This is a genomic window from Diaphorobacter nitroreducens (genome assembly GCF_002214645.1).
In the GTDB taxonomy this organism is placed as follows: domain Bacteria; phylum Pseudomonadota; class Gammaproteobacteria; order Burkholderiales; family Burkholderiaceae_C; genus Diaphorobacter; species Diaphorobacter nitroreducens.
On record NZ_CP016278.1, the window covers coordinates 1,632,395 to 1,652,451 of the forward strand.

The window sequence follows — 20,057 nt, forward strand, 5'->3', positions numbered from 1 at the left end:
GCGGCCGATCGGCACGCCTGATAGCACGATAGTCCCACGCCTGATAGCACGATACCCCGCACGCCTGATAGCACGACACCATTCACAGGCTCTCCCGGAGTTATCCCCGTGCCGTATGCGGCACTGGCCGGAACGTCAGCAGCTCCATGCCGTTGTCCGGCATCCGCTCGATGCCCAGGACGTAGCCGGGCAGCGACTGCCGCGCGACCAGGGCGCGCAGGTCGCAGGCGAAGTCGTAGGGCTTGGCGGTGCTGCCGGATTTCTGGTGCAGGTAGCGGAAGTCGAACTGCCAGCCGTATGCCTGCTTGCCGCCGTGCTTGCGGACGAGCCGGTACAGCCACCGCTCGATGCCGCCGGTCAGCCGGAAGTACGCCGGGTCGATGGTCAGCACCAGGGCGGCGTCGAGCACGCCGGCATAGAACCAGTCCGGCAGGATCAGTTCGATGCCCAGCGGCGTGCCGCTGGCATCGGCCAGTTCCTTCCATTCGTTGATCCACGAAAACCGATGCAGACGCCGCCCGGTTGTCTCGCGGATGGACGTGGCCACCGTGGTCGATTGCAGCCGGTCGAGTGCGGCCTTGAGGCGCTGGTAGTCGCGCAGCGACTTGCCGCGCCCGATGAAGCGCAGGATCTCGTAGGGCGTGACCCGCATCAGCCGCGACGGGCGCAGGCCCGCGTCCTTCGCTTCCACGATCTGCGAGGCCGCCCAAATGAGGATGTCCGCATCCCAAATCGTGGCGATGCCGTGCTCGGCGGTGCCTTCCACGCGGATCGTCACGTTGCCCGCGCGGAAGTCGATGGGTTTGACCCGCTTGGACTTGGCGAGCGAGAAGAAGGGATAGGCCATCAAGTCCTGACTGTCGCGCGGCGCCATGTCGCCCGGCAAGGCGCGGAACAGGTCGAGCTGTTCGCGCTCTTGCAACGGCCGCTGCCGGGACGGCAGCGCAGGGCTGGACATGGCGATGGCCTGCCGCGCGCCGCCGATCAGCGCGCACGGCTGTCGGCCGAGTGGTGCTCGGCGTATTCGGGATCGGAGGTCGTCTCGAAGCTGCGGTCGGCAGCCCAGGCATCGAGGTCGGCCACGGCGTACATGACGCGCCTGCCGAACTTGCGAAAGCGCGGGCCGCCACCGATCACGCGCTGCTTTTCCAGCGTGCGCGGCGACAGGCGCAGGTACTCGGCGGCTTCGTCGTTGGTGAGATAACGCTGGGGCTGCGCGGCAGCGGTCGAGACAGTGGCGGCAGGCCGCAAGGGAGCGGGACGCATGGTGTGAACCTCCATCGGTTGAAAGCGCCCGGCCACACAGCGCGACCGGATGGAGGCAGTCTCAGAAAACGCGGCCTTCCTGCTCAGGGTCGTTTTGCGTCGTCTTCAGAACGACCCTTCTCAAGCGGCGGAAGCTGTGCTAATTGGCGGTAGCCGCCGCGCATCAGCGCATCGCCGCGACGCGCCAGGCGGCGCACCTTGGAGCGCAGCCCGCCATCGCTGTACCAGTCGGCCACGGCTTCCACGCCAAACAACCCTTCGCCCACCTCGCGCAAGGACGCACCCGCCAGGGTCGCGTCAAGCGCCTGCAAGGTGTGCAACTCCAGCAGCGCGGCAGGTGTTGGCCTGGGCTTGGCGGCAGCCAGTGCCGCGTCGGGCGCATGGCCGCGCGCAGGCACGGCAGCGCCGCCGCGGCGGGCATAGACCACGGCCTTGCCATCTTCCAGGCCGGGTGCCAGTGCGTAGCGCTGGCAATGGTCTGGGCTGCGCGCGATCAGCGTCAGCCCCTTGCCGTCGTGGAGCAGTTGCTTATGACCCGGAAGGCTCCAGAACGCGAAAGCCGTGGCATCGGGCGGTGGGTCGGCATCGGGATAGAGCTGCACCACGGCGGCATGGCCGGGCAGCCAGACCGGATGCGCGTCGCGCGCATCCAAGGTCGGGTCTTCCAGCAGGCGCAAGCCCCAGCGATGCGCTGCCTGCTGTGCCACCTGTGGCCGGCGATGACGGCGCAGCCAGTCGAGCCGGTAGTCGGGATGTCTGCGCAGGTACTCCCAGGCCAGCGCGAGCGCATCCAGCCATAGGACATACAGGTACGCAGCGGTCGGATAGGCGTACCGTTGCGAGCGGCTTTCGTGCGGCGCGTCCGCGAAGATGGACGGGGCCACGCGATGAATCTGGTCATCGGACAGCGGGTAATCGCTGCGCAGTACCGGGGAATGGGAAGCGAAACGGGATGCGAGTTGCATGATCTTTCTCCTGACAAAAAGGTTTGCTGTTCACACCGCACACCGGATTCCTAGATTCGGAGCCCAGCCTTTCGGCTGTTCGGTGCGGTTGGCACGAAGAACCCGGTTGGCCTCGTTGCCACCGTCTTTCCTGAGTTCATCGCCCGCGACGGTCAGGAGCCCACGGACGTGGGCCGTCAAGGAGGAAAGCGGCAGGTTGGTGCGGCCCGCAGGCGCAGCCGAGGACACGGCCTGGCGCGCCTTGACGGCACGCGGCCACGGGCTACAGTCGCGAGCAAGGTGATGAAATCAGGGGAGACGGCTGGACATGGCAACGGCCGCCTCGATGTGCAGCCCGCACGCAAGCGCAAGCGCGCAGGCCCGGATCTGGAAGCCGGGCCGTAGGCGTCAGCCGAGCAGCGCGAGGGAACGATGAAAGCCCGAAGGGGCGAAACCCCGCAGGGGGTTCGATGCGCAGCACGACAGCGCGACCGGCCATGCTGCTTGGCCGGGGACGCCCGGACTTCAAGGCTCGATGCACAACCTCATACTCCTGGCATCGGGAAGCAGGGTTGATTGCGCTTGTGGCTGCTGTCGTCTGGCCGAGCCGGCGCAGCCGGTTCGGCGGTTTTTGAGGGGCGCCAAGCTCTGCGCGGCGGGGATAGCCCGCAGGGCTTTCCCCTGGAGGCAAGCGAAGCGCGCAGCGCCCCATCGGGGCGCGAAGGCATCAGGACGACTCGTCAGGACGCAGGCTGGATTCCGACACCGGCATCCAAGGCGAAGACGAGTTCAGCAGATAGCGCGCACCGCGCGCGTACAGGCCCGAAGGCCCGGCAGGCTGGTAGAACCCGGTGACGCGGCGCCGGAACTGCAAGCCGGCGTCGTTCGTGTAGATCACCGCGTCGCCAATCTTGAAGCGCAGGGGCTGGCCGTTCTCCGGCGCGAACGGCTTGAGCGCATCGTGCTGCGCAGTGACTTCGATGATCCAATCGTGATGGCTGCTCATGGCATTGATCTCCTTCGACAGTTGAGAAAGGAGCGCCTTGCGGCGCTCTAGGGCCGGGTCAGACGACGATCCGCCCGGCCAGCCGCGCATCGCGCGCGTAGGCGCTCAACCGCTTCTCGGCGCGGAACGACAGGTCGCGCTCGATCGGCAGGCCCAGCCCGCCGCGCACGTTCGCCAGCTCGTTCAAGCTGACCCAGCCGATTTCCGGCATCCCCAAGCCCAGGTCGCAAAGACCAAAGGCGTGGTCGTGGTCATCGGGATCAATCTCGGTCAGCAGCCAGGTCGCGCCGGCATCCGGCGTGAACAGCTTGATCACGGGCGCCGGATCGAAGTCCGGGTTCTCCAAGGATTCGCGGCCGTTGGCCAGCAACACGATGCGTTGCTCGTCGGTGATGAATGCGTTGTTCATGGTGAACTCCTGAAAGGTTGCCGGGCGGAATTGCCCGACCCTTCCGGGGCACGGCGCAGCGCAAGCAGTCAGGGGTCAACGACGGCCGCCAGGACGCAAGCGCCATCGGCGCGCAGCCCTTGACGGCGAGAACGCCGTGGCACGATGAAGGGAACAGCAAGACCGCCCCCTCGCACCTCCACACACTCCGGCTGTCGGCAAGTGCGCAGCACGCGCAGGCCCGCGCGGGCCGGAGTGCGATACAGGGCGCAGCAAAAAGGGGGCCGAAGCCCCCTCGATCAGATCAGGCCGCGTTCGGCAAAGGACGTGGTGGTGCCACCCGCCACGATGATGTGATCCAGCGTGCGGACATCCACCAGCGCCAGCGCCTCCTTGAGCCGCTGGGTCAGCATCTTGTCGGCACTGCTCGGCTCGGGATTCCCGCTCGGATGATTGTGCGAAATGATGACTGCCGCCGCGTTTTGCCGCAGGGCCGCCTTGACCACTTCGCGCGGATGCACTTCGGCTGAGTCGATGGTGCCGCGGAACATCTCAGCGTACTCGATCAGGCGATGCTGCGTATCGAGGAACAGCACCGCGAACACCTCATGCTCGAAGCCGGCCAGCTTGGCGCGCAGGTACTCCTTGACCGCCGCCGGCGAACTGAACGACGCACCGCGTTGCATCTTGTGCTCGATGGCCTGGCGCGCGGCCTCCAGAATCTGGTCGGCTGTCGCCAGCAGGTAGTGACCCTGTGCATCGCGCACCATCAGCGAGGCATCGAACGAGGAAAAGGACAGTTGCGACATGATCGTGCTCCGGTTGCTCGGGCGGAATTGCCCGGAACCGTGGTCAGCACGGCGCAGCGCAAACAGTCAGGGGGCGCAGCCGGACGCCAGGACGCCAGCGCGCATGGCGCGCGCCGCCCTTGACGGCGAGAACGCCGTGATACGGTGAAGGGAACAGCAAGACCGCCCACACCCCGCCCACTGCACACACCCGATTTTCGGCAAGCGGAGCGCGCAGGCTCGGATCAACAAGCCGGGCCGGAGGCGTCAGCCGAGCAAAGCGAGGAAACGATGGAAGCCCGACAGGGGCGAGACGCCGCAGGCGGCTTGATGCGCAGCACGACAGCGCGACGGCGGCACGCCGGGACGCACGAGCATTTGGCAATCCGCACTGCATATGCGCCCATGAACGCACGGAGTTCGCCCTTCTACGCCGCAGCAAGTTGTTCCGATAGGTATTGAACTTCACCATGTCTCCATGCAGCAAGTTCATGGAGTCCGAGGTGGAACAGCTATCGCAAGCATCCAACACCGCCGGCATCGACGCCGACCAGCCCCTTCCCTTGCCGGGCACGGAAGCCTACGAGACACTGCCGCAATTTCCGAAGCGCGGCCCCCTTCCCTTCCGTCGCACCATCCGCCGGCACGAGTTACACCAGATCGTCCCCCTGGCAGAGACAACGGTCTACGAAATGGAGCAGCGCGGCGAATTCCCCAGGCGCTTCCGGCTCACGCCCCGTTGCGTTGTCTGGGATCTGGAAGAGGTCGAAGCATGGATCGAAGAACGCAAACAGGCCTCGCGCTCAGCGAAGTCCGCCCCGCCCACCGGGCCCGATGTCAGACTGCGCCAGTACCGGCAGGTTCGGTGAGCAGTCTCAGCAACGCGGCCAACGTCAGGGCGAGCCGGCCTCCACCCGAACCAGTGACGCGCCCGTCAGGATCTGCGCTATCTGGGCGACAGCCTGAGCCACCGCCGCATCGTGGTCGAACGCCTCTCGGCTGAAGGCCAGCGCGACATACCCAGGTCGGCCCCAGCCCACCGTGACATCGGCACAGTCGCTGGCGGCCAGCCGGTGCAGTACTTCATCCAACGAATCCACCTCCGGATTCAGCGTGCAGACCAGTGTGAAATCGTGAACCATCGCCATCGCTCCATCTGCTTTTCTTCCCACCGCATCAGCGCGCCATGATGCGCGCCAGGGCGTCCGCCAACTGATCACGATCCGCGGCGCGCTTGGCCGCCGTGCGCTGCGCCAGGTTGTGCAGCTTGCGCCGCACGCCGGGCAGATCGGCCGCATGGGCAAGCCCGATCAAGCTGAAATCTGGCCGCTCATCCTCGACCGATTGCAGAAAGGCCAGCGACGGCTCATCCAGCCACGCTGCCACGCGCGACAACAGGCGCTCGCGGCTCTCCAGCAAGGCCCCTACTTCGATGGGATCGGTCGTCATGCCCTTGAAATGGGCCTCGAAGGTGGCCGCGAAATCCGCGGGCACTCGTGGCGCCAGCATCTCCCAGGCCGGCTTGGGACTGCACGTCAGGTACACGAGGAAGGTGCGCCAGAGCGCTGCGTCCGCACGCTCGTCCTGAAGTAGCAAGCCCACGTCGAAAAGATCGCGCGGATGCTGCCGCGACAGCGCTGCTGCCAGCTTGCCGGCGTACAGGTCGGCGAAGTCCAGCACCCGCACCTCGGCGAAGCCGAACGCCTCTTCTACCCTTGGTCGCACGACCATAGTGCGCACCGGATGCACTGTGCCGCGCATGACCGGCGTGGTCTCGATCTGCACGCGCGCACGGCCACGGCTGGCTACCAGCCGCGTGACCGTTCCTGTGCCCTCGCCTGCCGAGGTCTGTACCTGCAGTTGCAACGGGCGGGCACGCAGCACATCGGCCAATCGCCCAAGGGCTTCCTCGATCAGCTTCGCATCCTCGGCATAGTCATGTACCGGCAGCCAGGCCAGATCAATGTCCACCGACAACCGCGGCAGGTCATGCTCGAACAGGTTGATGGCCGTGCCGCCCTTGAGCGCGAAGCGCGGCTCCTGCGCCAGCACCGGCAGGATTTCGACCAGCAGCCGCACCCTGTCTGTATAGCGCCGGTCCCAATGGTTAAGCAAGGTGCTCATCGAGGTCTCCCGGCAAGGTGATCTGGTAGGTCGGATGCAAGCGCCCGCCAGGCACCAGCGCGCGCTTGCCCCGGCCCAGATCGACGCCATCCAGCGGTACATGCGATCGCCACGCATGTCGATGGCGATCGGCCAACGCGAGGAACAACCGCTTGGCCTTGATGCTGCCGCAGTGGCGCAGCAGCAGGCCGACCCGCTGCGGCCGCAGCGTGGTCATGGCCTGCATCAGCGCATCGGCCTCGTAGACCCCTGCCGCATCCGATACGCCGTCGCACAGTTCCAGCATGGCCCGCTCAGGCGTCGAGCAAACCAGGGCATCGATCCCAGGCGCCGCGGAATGCCAAGCCAGGCCCGCTTCCGACAGCGCCTTCTCGGAGACTTCCGCAGTGACGGACACGGCCGGCAGATCGAGCGGCCCCTTGCCCAGGAACGCGAAGCGTTGCTCCAATGACAGCTTGCCCAACCAGCCCGGCGGCTGCTGTGGCCCATACAGCGTGATCGTCCCGGCATCGCCCAGGCGCAGGTAGTGCTCATGTCCCTGCAGGGCCAGCGCAAAACGCCCCCCGACATGCAGCGGCACCCCCTCCCCAACCTGCAAGCTGCGCACCACGCCTTCCCATTGCAGGCGCCCGCCCTTGCGCATGTAAACGCCGCGCGCTGGCGACACCAGCCAGCCGCTGCCCACATAGCGCGCGACAAGGCTGTTGGAGTAGCCGTGCGCGCGCAGCCAGCGGCTGGACACCAGGCGCGTATCGCCCAGTTCGGCCAGCAGGCGGTTCAGTTTTCCTGAATTTTGAGCATTCACAGTGCTCAAAATAACATATTTATAAACTATCGCCAAGGCTGAATAGTTTGACAAGAGCTTGAAAGGATCATCCAGAGTGATCTTTCCTCGATGAATGCAAACCTCGCGCTGTCCACCGACAGCATGCCCTGATGAAGTCATCATGCGGCCCTCCCTCACAAAGCCGCACTGAGCACTGGGACCGGCACGTTCTCCGGCAGCAGCTTCGGCACGTGGGTACGCCCGTCGATCCAGGCATCGACCATGTCCGCCCACTCCTGCAGCATGTGGCGCCGCTGCTCGGCGTACTCGGCCTTGTTGTACACCGAACGCGAGGAGCGCCCTTCCTCGTGCGCCAGGCACTTCTCGATCCAGTCACCGTTGAAGCCCACCTCGTTGAGCAGCGTCGCGCCGGTACGGCGCAGGTCATGCACTGTGAAAGGCTCCAGAGGCAGGCCCGCAGCCTTGGCCCGCTCGGCAATGAGCTGGGTGACGCGGTTCAGGGTCGCATGCGACATGCAACAGCTTGGCTCGTAGCGCGAGGGCAGCACGAACTTCGAGCCCGCAGCGCAGGTATGCAACGCCACGAGAATGTCCAGGGCCTGCCGCGACAGATAGACCACGTGCGGATTGCGCCCCTTCATGCGCTGCTTCGGAATCGTCCAGGTGGCGTTCTCGAAATCGACCTCATCCCAGGTGGCCTCAATCAATTCGCTCTTGCGCACCAGGGTCAGCAGGACCATGCGCAGGGCCAGGCGGATCGTCGGATAGGTCGCGATGGATTCCAACTGGTGGAACGCCAGCCGGATCTCTGTTGGTGAGAGCGCCCGGTCCTTCGGCACAAAGGTCGCGATCGAGGCGGCCGCCACATCGCTCGCCGGGTTGTCCACCTTCTCGCCGTGCAGGGTGGCGAAGGCATAGACCTGCTTCACGATGTCGCGGACATGCACCGCCGTGGCGGGCGCCCCGCGTGCCTTCACCTTGTTGCACAAGGCCCGCAGGTCATCCGCGGTGATTTCGTTGAGCAGCCGGTTCTGGAACGCCGGCAGGATGTCGCGATCGACGACGTGTTTGCGCATCGCGCGCGTGCTGTCGGCCATCCGGGCGTCCGCCAGCCATTTGACGGCGATATCGCCGAAATTCTTGGCAGCGGTCAGCCGGCGCTTATCACGCTGCTTTTCCAGTGCCGGGGAACGGCCGTCGGCGACGGCCTTCTTGGCGTCGAGCAGCTTTTCACGGGCTAGCGCCAGCGAGATACCGCCAGGGCCATAGCGGCCAATCGTCAGGGTCTCACGGCGCCCGTTGAGACGGTAATCGTAGCGGAAGGTGACGGTACCGGCGGCCGATACCGTCACGTACATCCCATCCCGGTCAGAAACCTTATAAGTCAATGACTTAGGTTTCAGATTGCGCAGTGCTGTGTCAGTAAGCATCGAGGTTTTTCCTCCTGTTCGCGACGGCTTTTTACCGTCAGGGGTCAGGAGACCTGCTGATGCCTGGAAAGCCGCATGAAACAAGCTTTCCAGAAGAGTGATTTACCGTCAAAGACCGATTTGGTCTCAATAGTAAACGGGAGGGTCTTAATCCGACCCCCGGTTCTTACCGTCAGTTCTACCGTCAACCCGTTTTGCTGGCCGGCGATAGCCACCGATAACTGCCATGACGTATTTCCTTCTAAATCAACACGTTACAGCGGTTTTTCGATACCTGGCGATAGTCCCCGAAGGACCTGATTTCACTCCCACTCGATGGTGGCAGGCGGCTTGCTCGAAACGTCGTAGGTCACGCGGTTGATGCCGCGCACCTCATTGATGATGCGGCTGGAGACCTTCTTCAACAGCGCGTAGGGCAACTCCGCCCAGTCGGCTGTCATGAAGTCGCTGGTCTGCACCGCGCGCAGTGCCACCACATAGTCGTAGGTGCGGCCATCGCCCATCACGCCCACGCTCTTGACGGGCAGGAACACGGTGAAGGCCTGGCTGGTGAGGTCGTACCAGGTCTTGCCCGTGGCTTCGTCGGTGAAGTTGCGCAGCTCTTCGATGAAGATGGCATCGGCGCGGCGCAGCAGGTCGGCGTATTCCTTCTTCACCGCGCCCAGAATGCGCACGCCCAGGCCCGGGCCGGGGAACGGATGGCGGTAGACCATTTCGCGCGGCAGTCCCAGGGCCACGCCGAGCTCGCGCACCTCGTCCTTGAACAGGTCGCGCAGCGGCTCCAGCAGTTTGAGGCCGAGTTGCTCGGGCAGCCCACCCACGTTGTGGTGGCTCTTGATGGTGACGGCCTTCTTGCTCTTGGCACCGCCGGACTCGATCACGTCGGGGTAGATGGTGCCTTGCGCCAGGAAGGTCGCGCCCTTGTGGCCCTGGCCGCTGGCCTTGAGCTTTTCGGCTTCGGCCTTGAACACGTCCACGAACAATCGGCCGATGATCTTGCGCTTTTGCTCGGGCTCCGACACACCGGCCAGCTCACCCAGGAACAGGTCCGAGGCATCCACGCGCACCACCTTCGCGTGCAGCTTGCCTGCGAACATGTCCATGACCATGTCGCCTTCGTTGAGTCGCAGCAGGCCGTGGTCCACGAACACGCAGGTGAGCTGGTCGCCAATCGCGCGGTGAATCAGAGCCGCAGCCACCGACGAATCCACGCCGCCAGACAGGCCCAGGATCACTTCCTCATCGCCCACCTGTTCGCGGATCTTCTGCACGGCTTCCTCGATGTGGTCGCGCATGACCCAGTCCGCCTGGGCACCGCAGATCTCGCGCACGAAGCGGTTGAGCAGCGCGGCGCCCTGCACCGTGTGCGTGACCTCGGGGTGGAATTGCACGGCGTAGAAGCGCCGCGTTTCGTCCGCCATGCCGGCGATGGGGCAGCTGCCGGTGGAGCACATCAGCTTGAAACCGGGAGGCAGCTCGGTGACCTTGTCGCCGTGGCTCATCCACACCTTCAGCATGCCGTGGCCCTCGGGCGTGGAGAAATCCTCGATGCCCTTGAGCAGCGCGGTATGGCCATGGGCGCGGACTTCGGCATAGCCGAACTCGCGGCTGTGCGAGCCCTCGACCTTGCCGCCCAGTTGCGCGGCCATGGTCTGCATGCCGTAGCAGATGCCCAGCACGGGCACGCCCAACTCGAACACGGCGTCAGGGGCTCGGTCGTCCACTTCGTAGACGCTGGCGTGGCTGCCCGACAGGATCACACCCTTGAGCTTGCCGTCTGCGGCGAACTGGCGCACCCAGTCGCTGCTCACGTCGCAGGGGTGGACCTCGCAGTAGACATGCGTCTCGCGCACGCGGCGCGCGATGAGTTGGGTGACCTGGGAGCCGAAGTCGAGGATGAGGATCTTGTCGTGTTGCATGGAGAGCGACAGGGTCGGTAAAAGACAAAAGGCCCGAACACCTGGAGACGGGTTCGGGCCTGCGGAATGGCGAAGACTCAGTCCGCCCGGTAGTTGGGGGCTTCCTTGGTGATCTGCACGTCGTGCACGTGCGACTCGCGGATGCCAGCCGCCGTGATCTCCACGAATTCGGCCTTGTTGTTCATCTCTTCGATGGTTGCGCAACCACAGTAGCCCATGGCCGCACGCACGCCGCCGGCCATCTGGAACACGATGGACACCATGGAGCCCTTGTAGGGCACGCGGCCTTCGATGCCCTCGGGCACCAGCTTGTCAGCGTTGGGATTGCCCGTGGTGGCTTCCTGGAAGTAGCGGTCGGCCGAGCCCTGCTGCATGGCGCCGATCGAGCCCATGCCACGGTAGCTTTTGTAGGAGCGGCCCTGGTACAGGATGACTTCGCCGGGCGCTTCTTCGGTGCCAGCAAACATGCCGCCCATCATGATGGTCGACGCGCCCGCGGCCAGCGCCTTGGCAATATCCCCCGAGAAGCGGATGCCGCCATCGGCGATCAGCGGCACACCTGTGCCCTGAAGCGCGGTGGCGACGCTGTCGATGGCCATGATCTGGGGCACACCCACGCCAGCCACGATGCGTGTGGTGCAGATGGAGCCGGGACCGATGCCGACCTTGACCGCATCGGCGCCTGCCTCGGCCAGGGCCAGCGCGGCAGCGCCGGTGGCGATGTTGCCGCCGATCACATCCACCTGCGGGTAGTTCTGTTTGACCCAGCGCACGCGATCGATCACACCTTTGCTGTGGCCGTGGGCTGTATCCACCACGATGGCATCCACACCGGCCTTGACCAGCAACGCCACGCGCTCTTCGGTGCCCGCGCCGACGCCCACGGCAGCGGCCACGCGCAGGCGGCCTGCCGCATCGCGCGCGGCGTTGGGGAACGTGGTCTGCTTGTTGATGTCCTTGACCGTGATGAGGCCCTTGAGCTCAAAGGCGTCGTTCACCACCAGCAGGCGCTCCAGCTTGTGGCGGTTGAGCAGTGCCTTGGCCTGGGCCGGAGTGGTGCCGTCTTTTTCGTTGACGGTAATCAGCTTCTCGCGCGGCGTCATGATCTCACGCACCTTGACGTCGTAGCGCGTCTCGAAGCGCACGTCGCGGCTGGTGACGATGCCCACCACCTTGCCACCATCACAGACCGGGAAGCCCGAGATGCCCAGGTTCTCGGACAGTTCCAGCACCTGCAGCACCGTGTGTTCGGGTGTGATGACCACGGGATCGTGCACCACGCCGGATTCATGCCGCTTGACCTTTGACACCTCGGCCGCCTGCTGCTCGGCCGTCATGTTCTTGTGGATGACGCCAATCCCCCCTTCTTGCGCGATGGCGATGGCCAGACGCGCTTCGGTCACGGTGTCCATGGCGGCGGACACGAGCGGGAGGTTCAGGGTGATGTTGCGCGTGAAGCGCGTGACGAGGGAGGTGTCCTTGGGCAGGACCTGGGAGTACGCCGGCACCAACAACACATCGTCGAAGGTGAGCGCTTTTCCAAGAAGGCGCATGTGAAAGCTCCAAAAAAAGGATTGTACCCGCCGCGCGACAAATCGCACACACCCCGCGTGAACGCCCCTTGGTGGGTGCAGCCGCTCACCGCTACACTCGCTCGCATGAAACCGCACAAGCTTCTTCTGCTGACGCTGGGCTGCTCCTGGGCCATGGGCGCATCGGCTCAATGGCAATGGGTGGACAAGGATGGGCGCAAGGTGTTCAGCGACCGCCCGCCGCCACAGGACATTCCTGACAAGAGCATCCTCAAGCAACCGCAGCGCGCCCTGCCGCGTACCGCGACGGCGGCGCCCGCATCGCCAGCGTCGGCCCCCGCATCCGAAGCCGCCCCGCCTGCCAGCGGCAAGGACAAACAGCTGGAGGAGAACAAGGCCAAGGCTGACGCCGCCGAAGCCGCCAAGAAGAAAGCGGAGGAGGACCGCGTGGCCAAGGCCCGTGCCGATAACTGCGCGCGCGCCAAACGCGCAAAGGAGCAGTTGGCGCCCGGCCAGTTGGTGAGCAATGTCAATGCCAAGGGGGAGCGGGGCTTCATGGACGATGCAACCCGCGCAGCAGAATTACGCCGAGCGGAAGCAACCATCGCTTCCGACTGCAAGTAGCAGCTACCCCATAACCGTCGCCACCGGCCGCCCTTCCGCATGGATGAGGCGGCCGTTTTGTTTTCAGCGCATGCTGGGAAGCACTCTCAATAACCGGACTTGGCCCCCGGCCGGCGTTTGGCGAACAATCCCGCCGCACGAGCGCCCTGGCGCGCAAAGCGCTGGCGGCGCGCCAGCTTCGGGTCAACCCGCAAGGGGCGGCAGCCTTCCACGCGGTCACCATCGTGCAGCAGGTCGTCGAGTCCGCCTTCCCTGCCCCAAATGCCCCAGACAAGCCTCTCAGCCTGTGCATCCAGTCCGCAGGCGCTCAGAGCATCGGCCACCGTAGCGCCAGCGGGAAGTAGCACCTCCCACTCCTGCACATCGGCAGGTTGCCGCGAGATGGCCACCGTGATGCGCAGCCGCCCCGGCGGGGGCGAGGTTTCAGCCATAAACCTGCTCGGCCCGTTTGATGAAGGCATCGATGAACGTGGCGGCGATGCGGTCAAACACGGGGCCCACCAACGCCGCCAACGCCCGGTTGTCAAAGCCGTAGCTCAGCTGCAGTTCGACCTTGCATGCGCGCTGCGTGCCGTCTCCCACAGGATGAAAGTGCCAGTCGCCGTCGAGCTGTGAAAAAGGGCCCTCCACCAGTTCCATCTTGACGCGGCGTCCTGGCTCATGCGTATTGCGCGTGACAAACGACTTGCGTATGCCGCCCAACGCAATGCCCACTTCCGCCTTCATGCCGTTTGCATGGGTTTCCAGGACGGTGGCGTGGTCGCACCACGGCAGGAACTGCGGATACTTGGCCACGTCCGTCACGAGGGCGAACATTTCTTCGGGGCTGTACCAGATGAGGACGGACTTGTTGACAGTTTTCATGCAGGCGAAGGCTGGATGGGCCTGGTGGCACAGCCGGCCTAGAATCGATGGTGCGAGACGACAACAATTGTAGGGAGACCCTTGATCTCCCGGTTTGCGCCGCATCTATTCACCATGGCCAAGAAACCTGACACATCGTCCCGCATCGCCGACAATAAGAAGGCGGCATACAACTATTTCTTTGAAGAGCGCTACGAGGCGGGGCTGGTGCTGCACGGCTGGGAGGTCAAGGCACTGCGCGAGGGCAAGGTGCAGCTTACCGACGGCTACGTGATCATCAAAGATGGCGAACTGTTTCTCATCGGCTGCCAGATCAACCCGCTCAAGACCGCGTCCACGCACGTCAGCCCCGACGCGGCGCGCATCAAAAAGCTGCTGATGCACAAGGACGAAATCCGGCGCCTGATCGGCAAGGTCGAGCAAAAAGGCTACACCCTGGTGCCGCTGAATCTCCACTGGAAAGACGGCCGCGCCAAGTGCGAGATTGCGTTGGCCAAGGGCAAGGCCGAGCACGACAAGCGCGACACCATCAAGGAGCGCGAAGGCAAGCGCGAGGTGGAACGCGTCATGAAGAGCCGCCACCGCTGATCTTTTTTTGGCGGAGGGTGGAATAAACGCAGCGCCCCCGGTGTTCATGCCAGCGTCCGGCCACAATTCCTGTGGCCGGCACCCTTCCGGAGAACACCATGACCAAGCTCAGTTCCCTGCTCGCCGCGCTGGCACTCGCCGGCTGTTATTCCCTCGCGCCCGCGCAAGTCAGCACCCAGGACGGCGTGCTCGTCGGCCCGAACGGCATGACGCTCTACACCTTTGACAAAGACGTAGCGGGCGATGGCCAGTCGGCCTGCAACGGCGCCTGCGCCACCAACTGGCCACCCCTGAACGCCACCAGCGCCCCCGCGGGTGAAGGCTACAGTCTGATCCAGCGCGCCGACGGCAGCAAGCAGGTGGCCTACAAGGGCAAGCCGCTGTACTACTGGATCAAGGACGGCAAGCCCGGCGACAAGACGGGGGACGGCGTGAACAACCTGTGGCGCACCGCCAAGCCATGAGCCCCACAATGCGTCCATGAACCGCGTCCAGATCGTGGAGCAACTGCCGGGGTTGCGCCGCTATGCGCGCGCGCTCACCGGCGACGCATGGGCAGCCGACGATCTGGTGCAGGACACGCTGGAGCGCGCCTGCCGCAAGTGGCTGCTGTGGCGCGGCGGCAGCAATCTGCGCGCCTGGCTTTTCACGCTGATGCACAACCTGTACCTCAACCAGCGCCGCGGCCTGGTGCCCGTGCAGGCGATGGATGTGGAGGCCCTGGCGGCCATCGCGGACGCGCCTGACGCCTCCCACGAAACAGCCCTGGACCTGGACCGCTGCCTGCAACGCCTGCCCGCCGATCAACGGGCCGTGCTGCTCCTGGTGACACTGGAAGACATGGCCTATGCCGACGTGGCGCGTGTGCTGGGTATACCGGAAGGCACGGTGATGTCGCGGTTGTCCCGCGCTCGCGCACGCATGCGCGAGTTGATGGAGCCCTCAGCCCCCGCCCAGCCGTCATCCACCCCGACTGCCTTGCGCCGCATGAAATGAAGCGCCCTTTCCGCCCGTAGTGAGCCCGACATGAAGCCCGACCCTTTCAGCCCTTCGGACGAGACGCATCTGCATGCTCTGGCGGACGACCGGCTGCCGCGCGCCCAGGCAGAGTCGCTGCACTCTCGCATGGACTCCTCGCAGAGGCAGCTTGCCGAAGCGTGGGCGCAACAGCGTGCGCAGCTGCAGACCCTGCACGCTGACTGGTTGCGGCAGCCTGTGCCCAATGTGCTGGTACAGGCGGCAGAGCGCCTGCAAGACGCACACGCCACGCAACAGCACTGGGCCCGTTGGGGCGGCTTTGCCGCGGGCTGGGTGCTGGCGTTCGGGCTGGGCTGGAGCCTGCATGCGACGGACGGCAAACAAACCACACTGGCCACGGCCCCCCCGCAACGGTTCGTGCAGCAGGCGGCCGTGGCGCACGCGGTCTACCAACCCGAACAGCGCCATCCTGTGGAAGTGGCGGCCGCGCAGCAGGACCACCTGGTGCAGTGGCTGTCCAAGCGGCTGGAGCGCCCGCTCACCGTGCCGCGGCTGCAGGCCGAGGGGTTCGAATTGATGGGCGGGCGCCTGCTGCCCGGCGGCAGCGGGGCGCGCGCGCAATTCATGTACCAGAACGCCGCGGGCGCGCGAATCACGCTGTACCTGGGCGCACTCGACGGCCTACAGGCTGCGGCGGCACCGACCACCGCGTTCCAGTTCCACGACGAAGGGACCGTGTCCAGTTTCTACTGGGTGGACCAGGGTTTTGGCTACGCCCTCAGCGGCGAACTGCCGCGGCCCACGCTGCAGGCGCTGGCCACGGCGGTGTACCAGCAGATCAGCGCAGCGCCGCCAGCGGGTGCGCGTGCGCCGGCCAAGGGCTCTTGAAGAACGCTTGCACCAGCGCGGGCTCCACATCCTCCACGCGCGCGGGGTTCCAGCGCGGGCTGTGGTCCTTGTCCACCGCCAGGGCGCGAATGCCCTCCACCGTCTCGCTCTGGCCGGGACGCAGGTAGAAGCAGTGCCGAACCATGTCGCGCTCCATGCGCAAGTCGTCGGCCAGACCCATGCTGCGCGCACGGCGGACCTGCTCCAGCACGACATGCAGCATCAGTGGAGAGCGCTTGCGCAACGTGGCAGCCGTGGCGCGTGCCCACTCGTCGTCAGACTGCTCCAGCGCAGCCACGATGGCCGCCGCATCATCCAACGCGAAGTAGTGATCAATTTGGCCTCTAGCGCTTACAGCGCAAGCGCCAGCAGCTACAAATTTTGATGCAACCCACTGCTGAACGGCAGCGCCGTCGGCAAACGTCTGCAACGCCAGACCGTCCCACACCGCCGCTTGCTGGTCCGCCGGCAGGAAGCCGTCCGCCAGGCCGAAGTCAATGGCATCGGCTGCGCCGATGGCGTCGCCCGTCAGTGCCAGCCACTCGCCCACGCGGCCAGGACAGCGCGAGAGGAAGTAGCCGCCGCCCACATCGGGGAACAGGCCGATCGCCGTCTCCGGCATGGCCATCTTGGTGCGCTCGGTCACGATGCGCAGCGTGCCGCCCTGGCTGATGCCCATGCCGCCCCCCATGACGATGCCGTCCATGAAGGCGATGTAGGGCTTGCCGAAGGTGTGGATCAGGTGGTTGAGGGCGTATTCCTCGGTGAAGAAGTCCTCCAACTGCGGATTGCCCGTGCTGCCCGCGGCGTGCAAGAAGCGGATGTCGCCGCCTGCGCAGAAGGCGCCGAAGGGCCCTTCGCGGCCGTTGCCGCGGATCGCCACGGCCAGTACCTTGTCGTCATGCTGCCAGGCCAGCAGCGCCGCCATCAGGTCGCGCACCATGCCCAGCGACAAGGCATTCAGCGCCTTCGGGCGGTTCAGCGTGATGCAGCCCACCTGGCCGCACACCTCGGTCACGACTTCCGCCGTCATCTCCGTCATTGTTGTTCCTTCCATCCAAGCAGTTCATTGAAAACGAGCGCGCCGATCACCAGCGCGCCTCCCATCAGCACGGCCGGGGCTGGGCGCTCTCCAGCGCCCACCCAGGCCAGCAGAATGCCAAAGATCACTTCCAGCAGGCCCAGCAGCGCAATCTCAGGCGCCTTGAGCACGCGCGCGCAGTACACCACCAGCACGCAGGGGATCGCCAATTGGACCAGACCCAGCAGGGCCAGAAGGGACAAATCACGCGCCGTGGCCTGGAACGGCCACGCAAGCGGCAGCGTGGCCAGGGCGGACAGCGCCGCCCCCAGCAGCACGGCGGGCACCAGGTCCACCGCATGGCCCTGGCGCTGCGAGTGCTGCACCACCACCCAGTTCACGGCCGCCGCGACCGGCACGCACAAGGCAACAAGCACGCCCACCACGGACAGGCCGGAGATGCCCGAGCCATACATCCACCCGATGCCTGCGCCCGCCAATGCAATCGCGCACCAGGTGCGCGGCGCGATGTGGTGGCCAATGAAGGCGCGCGCCAGCAATGCCGTGAGCAGCGGTCCGATGGCCATGGTGACCAATACGCTGGCCACTGGGATGAGCAATATGGCGATCATGAAGGCCGTGAACATCACGCTCCAGCACACGCCAGAGATCCACACCGCCCGCCCCCCGCGCCGCAGATTGGCCAGCAACGCCCTGCCCTGCAGCACCGGCAGGATCACGCACAGCGACAGCAGCATGAAGAAGCTGCGCCAGAAGGTCACTTCAAAGCTGCGCGCCTGGTCCAGATGGCGCGTGACGACGCCCGCGATGGACCACATGAAGGTGACGGCCACCATCAGCCAGACCGCCCGCGCGTGGCCGGGCAAGGCATTCGCGGTCATCGCTGTCTCCTCCCTGTGGATTTCTTGTGTCGTCGGCATGTGCTACCCACGCATGCCGTGAGCCCCGCATGGTAGCGGCTGGCGCCATACCGCGCTGCCTCAGATGCGCGAAGGGCGAACCCTCCTTGCGGATGGGCTCACCCTTCGTCGGCTCGCAGCGCCTTGGCTGCCGCAGCAAGCCGGTTCAGGCAGAGCAGTCCTTGCCGATCACGCGCCTTCGCGGCTGGCGCGCTTGCGCTCGTGCTCCTTGAGGTGGCGCTTGCGCAGGCGAATGCTCTTGGGCGTGATCTCCACCAGTTCATCGTCCTCGATGAACTCCACGCCGTACTCCAGCGTGAGGTCGATCGGGGGCGTGATCTTGATCGCGTCTTCCTTGCCGCTCACGCGGAAGTTGGTGAGCTGCTTGGTACGCGTGGCGTTCACCACCAGGTCGTTGTCGCGGTTGTGCACGCCGACGATCATGCCTTCGTACACCGGGTCGCCTGCCTTCACGAACATGCGACCACGGTCGTCGAGCTTGCCCAGGGCGTAGGTAAAAATTTCACCATCGTCCATGGAAATCAGCACGCCGTTCTTGCGGCCGCCAATGTCGCCCTTATGCGGCTCATAGCTGTCGAAGATATTGCTGATGAGGCCCGAGCCGCGCGTCAGGTTCAGGAATTCGTTGGTGAAACCGATCAGGCCACGGGCCGGGATGCGGTACTCCAGGCGCACGCGGCCACGGCCGTCGGGCTCCATGTTCACCAGTTCACCCTTGCGCTCGCCGAGGGCCTGCATCACACCGCCTTGGTGGCCTTCCTCGATATCAGCAGTCACCAGTTCGATAGGCTCGCAGCGCTCGCCGTCGATGTCGCGGTACACCACGCGCGGCTTGGATACGGCCAGCTCGTAGCCTTCACGGCGCATTTCTTCCAGCAGGATGGTCAGGTGCAATTCGCCGCGGCCGGACACCTCGAAGATGCCGTCCTCGTCGGTTTCCTTGACGCGCAGGGCCACGTTGGAACGCAGCTCCTTCTGCAGGCGGTCCCAGATCTGGCGGCTGGTCACGAACTTGCCTTCACGGCCCGCCAGCGGCGAGGTGTTCACGCAGAAGTTCATCGTCAGCGTGGGCTCGTCGATCTTCAGCATGGGCAGCGGCTGGGGGTTGGCGGGGTCGGTGAGGGTCTCGCCGATACCCACGTTCTCGATGCCGTTGATGAGCACGATCTCGCTGGGGCCGGCTTCGCTCACCTGCACGCGGTCCAGGCCCTGGAACTGGTGGATCTGGTTCACGCGGCCCTTGTAGCTGGCGCCGTCCGGCCCGGCCATGACCAGCACATCCTGCCCGGCCTTGAGTGTGCCCTGGGTGATACGGCCCACGCCGATACGGCCGACGAACGTGGAATAGTCCAGCGCCGAAACCTGCATCTGCAGCGGCGCCGTGGCGTCGCCCTTCACGGACGGCACGTGCTTGAGGATGGTCTCGAACAGCGCCGACATGTCGGGGCCCCACTGCTCACCGGGGTTGCCCTGCTCCAGCGCGCTCCAGCCGTTGATGCCCGAGGCATAGACCACGGGAAAGTCCAATTGCTCGTCGGTGGCGCCCAGCTTGTCGAACAGGTCGAAAGCGGCGTTCACCACGTAGTCGGGGCGCGCGCCGGGCTTGTCCACCTTGTTGACCACCACGATGGGCTTGAGGCCCAGCGCCAACGCCTTCTTGGTCACGAAGCGCGTCTGGGGCATGGGGCCTTCCTGCGCGTCGATCAGCAGCACCACGCCGTCCACCATCGACAGGGCACGCTCCACCTCGCCGCCGAAGTCCGCGTGGCCGGGCGTGTCCAGGATGTTGATGTGCGTGCCGTTCCAGCTCACGGCGCAGTTCTTCGCCAGGATGGTGATGCCGCGCTCGCGCTCGATGGCGTTGCTGTCCATCACGGTGTCCACGACCTTCTCGTGCTCGGCGAAGGTGCCGGACTGGCGCAGCAGTTGGTCCACCATCGTGGTCTTGCCATGGTCGACGTGAGCGATG

The 20,057-nt window shown here is 65.4% G+C and carries 23 protein-coding genes; 6 read left to right on the top strand and 17 right to left on the bottom strand.

Translation table 11 applies throughout. The features are described from left to right. Positions 1-100: 100 nt before the first annotated feature. From BA022_RS07615 to radC, 6 genes are all read right to left on the bottom strand, one after another. Entirely contained in the window at positions 101-958 is an 858-nt protein-coding gene (locus tag BA022_RS07615; protein WP_041111057.1) for a replication initiator protein A, read from the bottom strand. A gap of 26 nt (positions 959-984) precedes the next feature. After that, a complete protein-coding gene (locus BA022_RS07620) occupies positions 985-1,266 on the bottom strand; it encodes a helix-turn-helix transcriptional regulator (RefSeq protein WP_003107109.1) in 282 nt (93 codons plus the stop codon). Positions 1,267-1,349: 83 nt separating this feature from the next. After that, positions 1,350-2,231, bottom strand: a complete 882-nt coding sequence (locus BA022_RS07625) for a DUF2285 domain-containing protein (RefSeq protein WP_088887066.1) — start codon at positions 2,229-2,231, stop codon at positions 1,350-1,352. 706 nt (positions 2,232-2,937) lie between these two features. Continuing rightward, the gene (locus BA022_RS07630) at positions 2,938-3,216 is read right to left on the bottom strand and encodes a hypothetical protein (RefSeq protein ID WP_088887067.1); all 279 of its coding nucleotides are present in this window, start codon (positions 3,214-3,216) and stop codon (positions 2,938-2,940) included. 58 nt (positions 3,217-3,274) lie between these two features. Continuing rightward, complete coding sequence (locus BA022_RS07635) at positions 3,275-3,625, bottom strand: DUF2958 domain-containing protein (RefSeq protein ID WP_088887068.1); 351 nt, start codon at positions 3,623-3,625, stop codon at positions 3,275-3,277. Positions 3,626-3,903: 278 nt separating this feature from the next. Continuing rightward, positions 3,904-4,413 (bottom strand): RadC family protein, encoded by a 510-nt coding sequence (gene radC / locus BA022_RS07640; RefSeq protein WP_088887069.1) that lies wholly within the window; start codon positions 4,411-4,413, stop codon positions 3,904-3,906. Positions 4,414-4,883: 470 nt separating this feature from the next. Between radC and BA022_RS07645 the strand changes: the two genes are divergently transcribed. Continuing rightward, a complete protein-coding gene (locus BA022_RS07645; protein WP_088887070.1) occupies positions 4,884-5,261 on the top strand; it encodes a helix-turn-helix transcriptional regulator in 378 nt (125 codons plus the stop codon). Between the two features lie 24 nt (positions 5,262-5,285). Here BA022_RS07645 and BA022_RS07650 read toward each other — a convergent pair whose 3' ends face one another. The 6 genes from BA022_RS07650 to guaB all read right to left on the bottom strand — a co-directional run bounded on the left by BA022_RS07650 (position 5,286) and on the right by guaB (position 12,205). Further along, positions 5,286-5,534: a transcriptional regulator gene (locus tag BA022_RS07650; protein WP_088888553.1), complete on the bottom strand. Its 249-nt coding sequence runs from the start codon at positions 5,532-5,534 to the stop codon at positions 5,286-5,288. 34 nt (positions 5,535-5,568) lie between these two features. Next, positions 5,569-6,516, bottom strand: a complete 948-nt coding sequence (locus BA022_RS07655; protein WP_088887071.1) for a nucleotidyl transferase AbiEii/AbiGii toxin family protein — start codon at positions 6,514-6,516, stop codon at positions 5,569-5,571. Then, positions 6,500-7,321, bottom strand: coding sequence for a type IV toxin-antitoxin system AbiEi family antitoxin domain-containing protein (locus BA022_RS07660; protein WP_088888554.1), 822 nt, complete (start codon positions 7,319-7,321; stop codon positions 6,500-6,502). Before BA022_RS07660 ends, BA022_RS07655 begins: the two co-directional genes overlap by 17 nt. A 155-nt stretch (positions 7,322-7,476) precedes the next feature. Then, complete coding sequence (locus BA022_RS07665; protein WP_088887072.1) at positions 7,477-8,733, bottom strand: tyrosine-type recombinase/integrase; 1,257 nt, start codon at positions 8,731-8,733, stop codon at positions 7,477-7,479. Positions 8,734-9,035: 302 nt separating this feature from the next. After that, positions 9,036-10,652, bottom strand: coding sequence for a glutamine-hydrolyzing GMP synthase (gene guaA / locus BA022_RS07670; protein WP_088887073.1), 1,617 nt, complete (start codon positions 10,650-10,652; stop codon positions 9,036-9,038). A gap of 77 nt (positions 10,653-10,729) precedes the next feature. Then, positions 10,730-12,205, bottom strand: coding sequence for an IMP dehydrogenase (gene guaB / locus BA022_RS07675; RefSeq protein ID WP_011805743.1), 1,476 nt, complete (start codon positions 12,203-12,205; stop codon positions 10,730-10,732). A 105-nt stretch (positions 12,206-12,310) separates the two neighbouring features. Between guaB and BA022_RS07680 the strand changes: the two genes are divergently transcribed. Further along, positions 12,311-12,808, top strand: a complete 498-nt coding sequence (locus BA022_RS07680) for a DUF4124 domain-containing protein (protein WP_088887074.1) — start codon at positions 12,311-12,313, stop codon at positions 12,806-12,808. Between the two features lie 86 nt (positions 12,809-12,894). On the opposite strand, the gene BA022_RS07685 is transcribed toward BA022_RS07680, so the two are convergent. Beyond that, the gene (locus tag BA022_RS07685; protein WP_088887075.1) at positions 12,895-13,239 is read right to left on the bottom strand and encodes an RnfH family protein; all 345 of its coding nucleotides are present in this window, start codon (positions 13,237-13,239) and stop codon (positions 12,895-12,897) included. Continuing rightward, on the bottom strand, positions 13,232-13,672 hold the full coding sequence (locus BA022_RS07690) for a type II toxin-antitoxin system RatA family toxin (RefSeq protein WP_011805746.1): 441 nt from the start codon (positions 13,670-13,672) through the stop codon (positions 13,232-13,234). The genes BA022_RS07685 and BA022_RS07690 overlap by 8 nt, the downstream gene beginning before the upstream one ends. A gap of 114 nt (positions 13,673-13,786) precedes the next feature. On the opposite strand from BA022_RS07690, the gene smpB reads away from it, so the two are divergent. The 4 genes from smpB to BA022_RS07710 all read left to right on the top strand — a co-directional run bounded on the left by smpB (position 13,787) and on the right by BA022_RS07710 (position 16,126). Then, on the top strand, positions 13,787-14,260 hold the full coding sequence (smpB, locus tag BA022_RS07695) for an SsrA-binding protein SmpB (protein WP_011805747.1): 474 nt from the start codon (positions 13,787-13,789) through the stop codon (positions 14,258-14,260). A 98-nt stretch (positions 14,261-14,358) separates the two neighbouring features. After that, positions 14,359-14,724 (top strand): COG4315 family predicted lipoprotein, encoded by a 366-nt coding sequence (locus tag BA022_RS07700; RefSeq protein ID WP_088888555.1) that lies wholly within the window; start codon positions 14,359-14,361, stop codon positions 14,722-14,724. Positions 14,725-14,740: 16 nt separating this feature from the next. After that, positions 14,741-15,256 (top strand): RNA polymerase sigma factor, encoded by a 516-nt coding sequence (locus BA022_RS07705; RefSeq protein ID WP_088887076.1) that lies wholly within the window; start codon positions 14,741-14,743, stop codon positions 15,254-15,256. Positions 15,257-15,286: 30 nt separating this feature from the next. Then, on the top strand, positions 15,287-16,126 hold the full coding sequence (locus BA022_RS07710; RefSeq protein WP_088887077.1) for an anti-sigma factor family protein: 840 nt from the start codon (positions 15,287-15,289) through the stop codon (positions 16,124-16,126). On the opposite strand, the gene BA022_RS07715 is transcribed toward BA022_RS07710, so the two are convergent. The 3 genes from BA022_RS07715 to typA form a co-directional block, all read right to left on the bottom strand. Further along, positions 16,077-17,168, bottom strand: a complete 1,092-nt coding sequence (locus tag BA022_RS07715) for an enoyl-CoA hydratase/isomerase family protein (RefSeq protein ID WP_088887078.1) — start codon at positions 17,166-17,168, stop codon at positions 16,077-16,079. The two genes, BA022_RS07710 and BA022_RS07715, sit on opposite strands and share 50 nt — an antisense overlap. Beyond that, positions 17,165-18,049 (bottom strand): DMT family transporter, encoded by an 885-nt coding sequence (locus BA022_RS07720; protein ID WP_088887079.1) that lies wholly within the window; start codon positions 18,047-18,049, stop codon positions 17,165-17,167. Before BA022_RS07720 ends, BA022_RS07715 begins: the two co-directional genes overlap by 4 nt. Positions 18,050-18,256: 207 nt before the next feature. Next, the gene (gene typA / locus BA022_RS07725; protein ID WP_236884918.1) at positions 18,257-20,026 is read right to left on the bottom strand and encodes a translational GTPase TypA; all 1,770 of its coding nucleotides are present in this window, start codon (positions 20,024-20,026) and stop codon (positions 18,257-18,259) included. Positions 20,027-20,057: the final 31 nt, after the last annotated feature.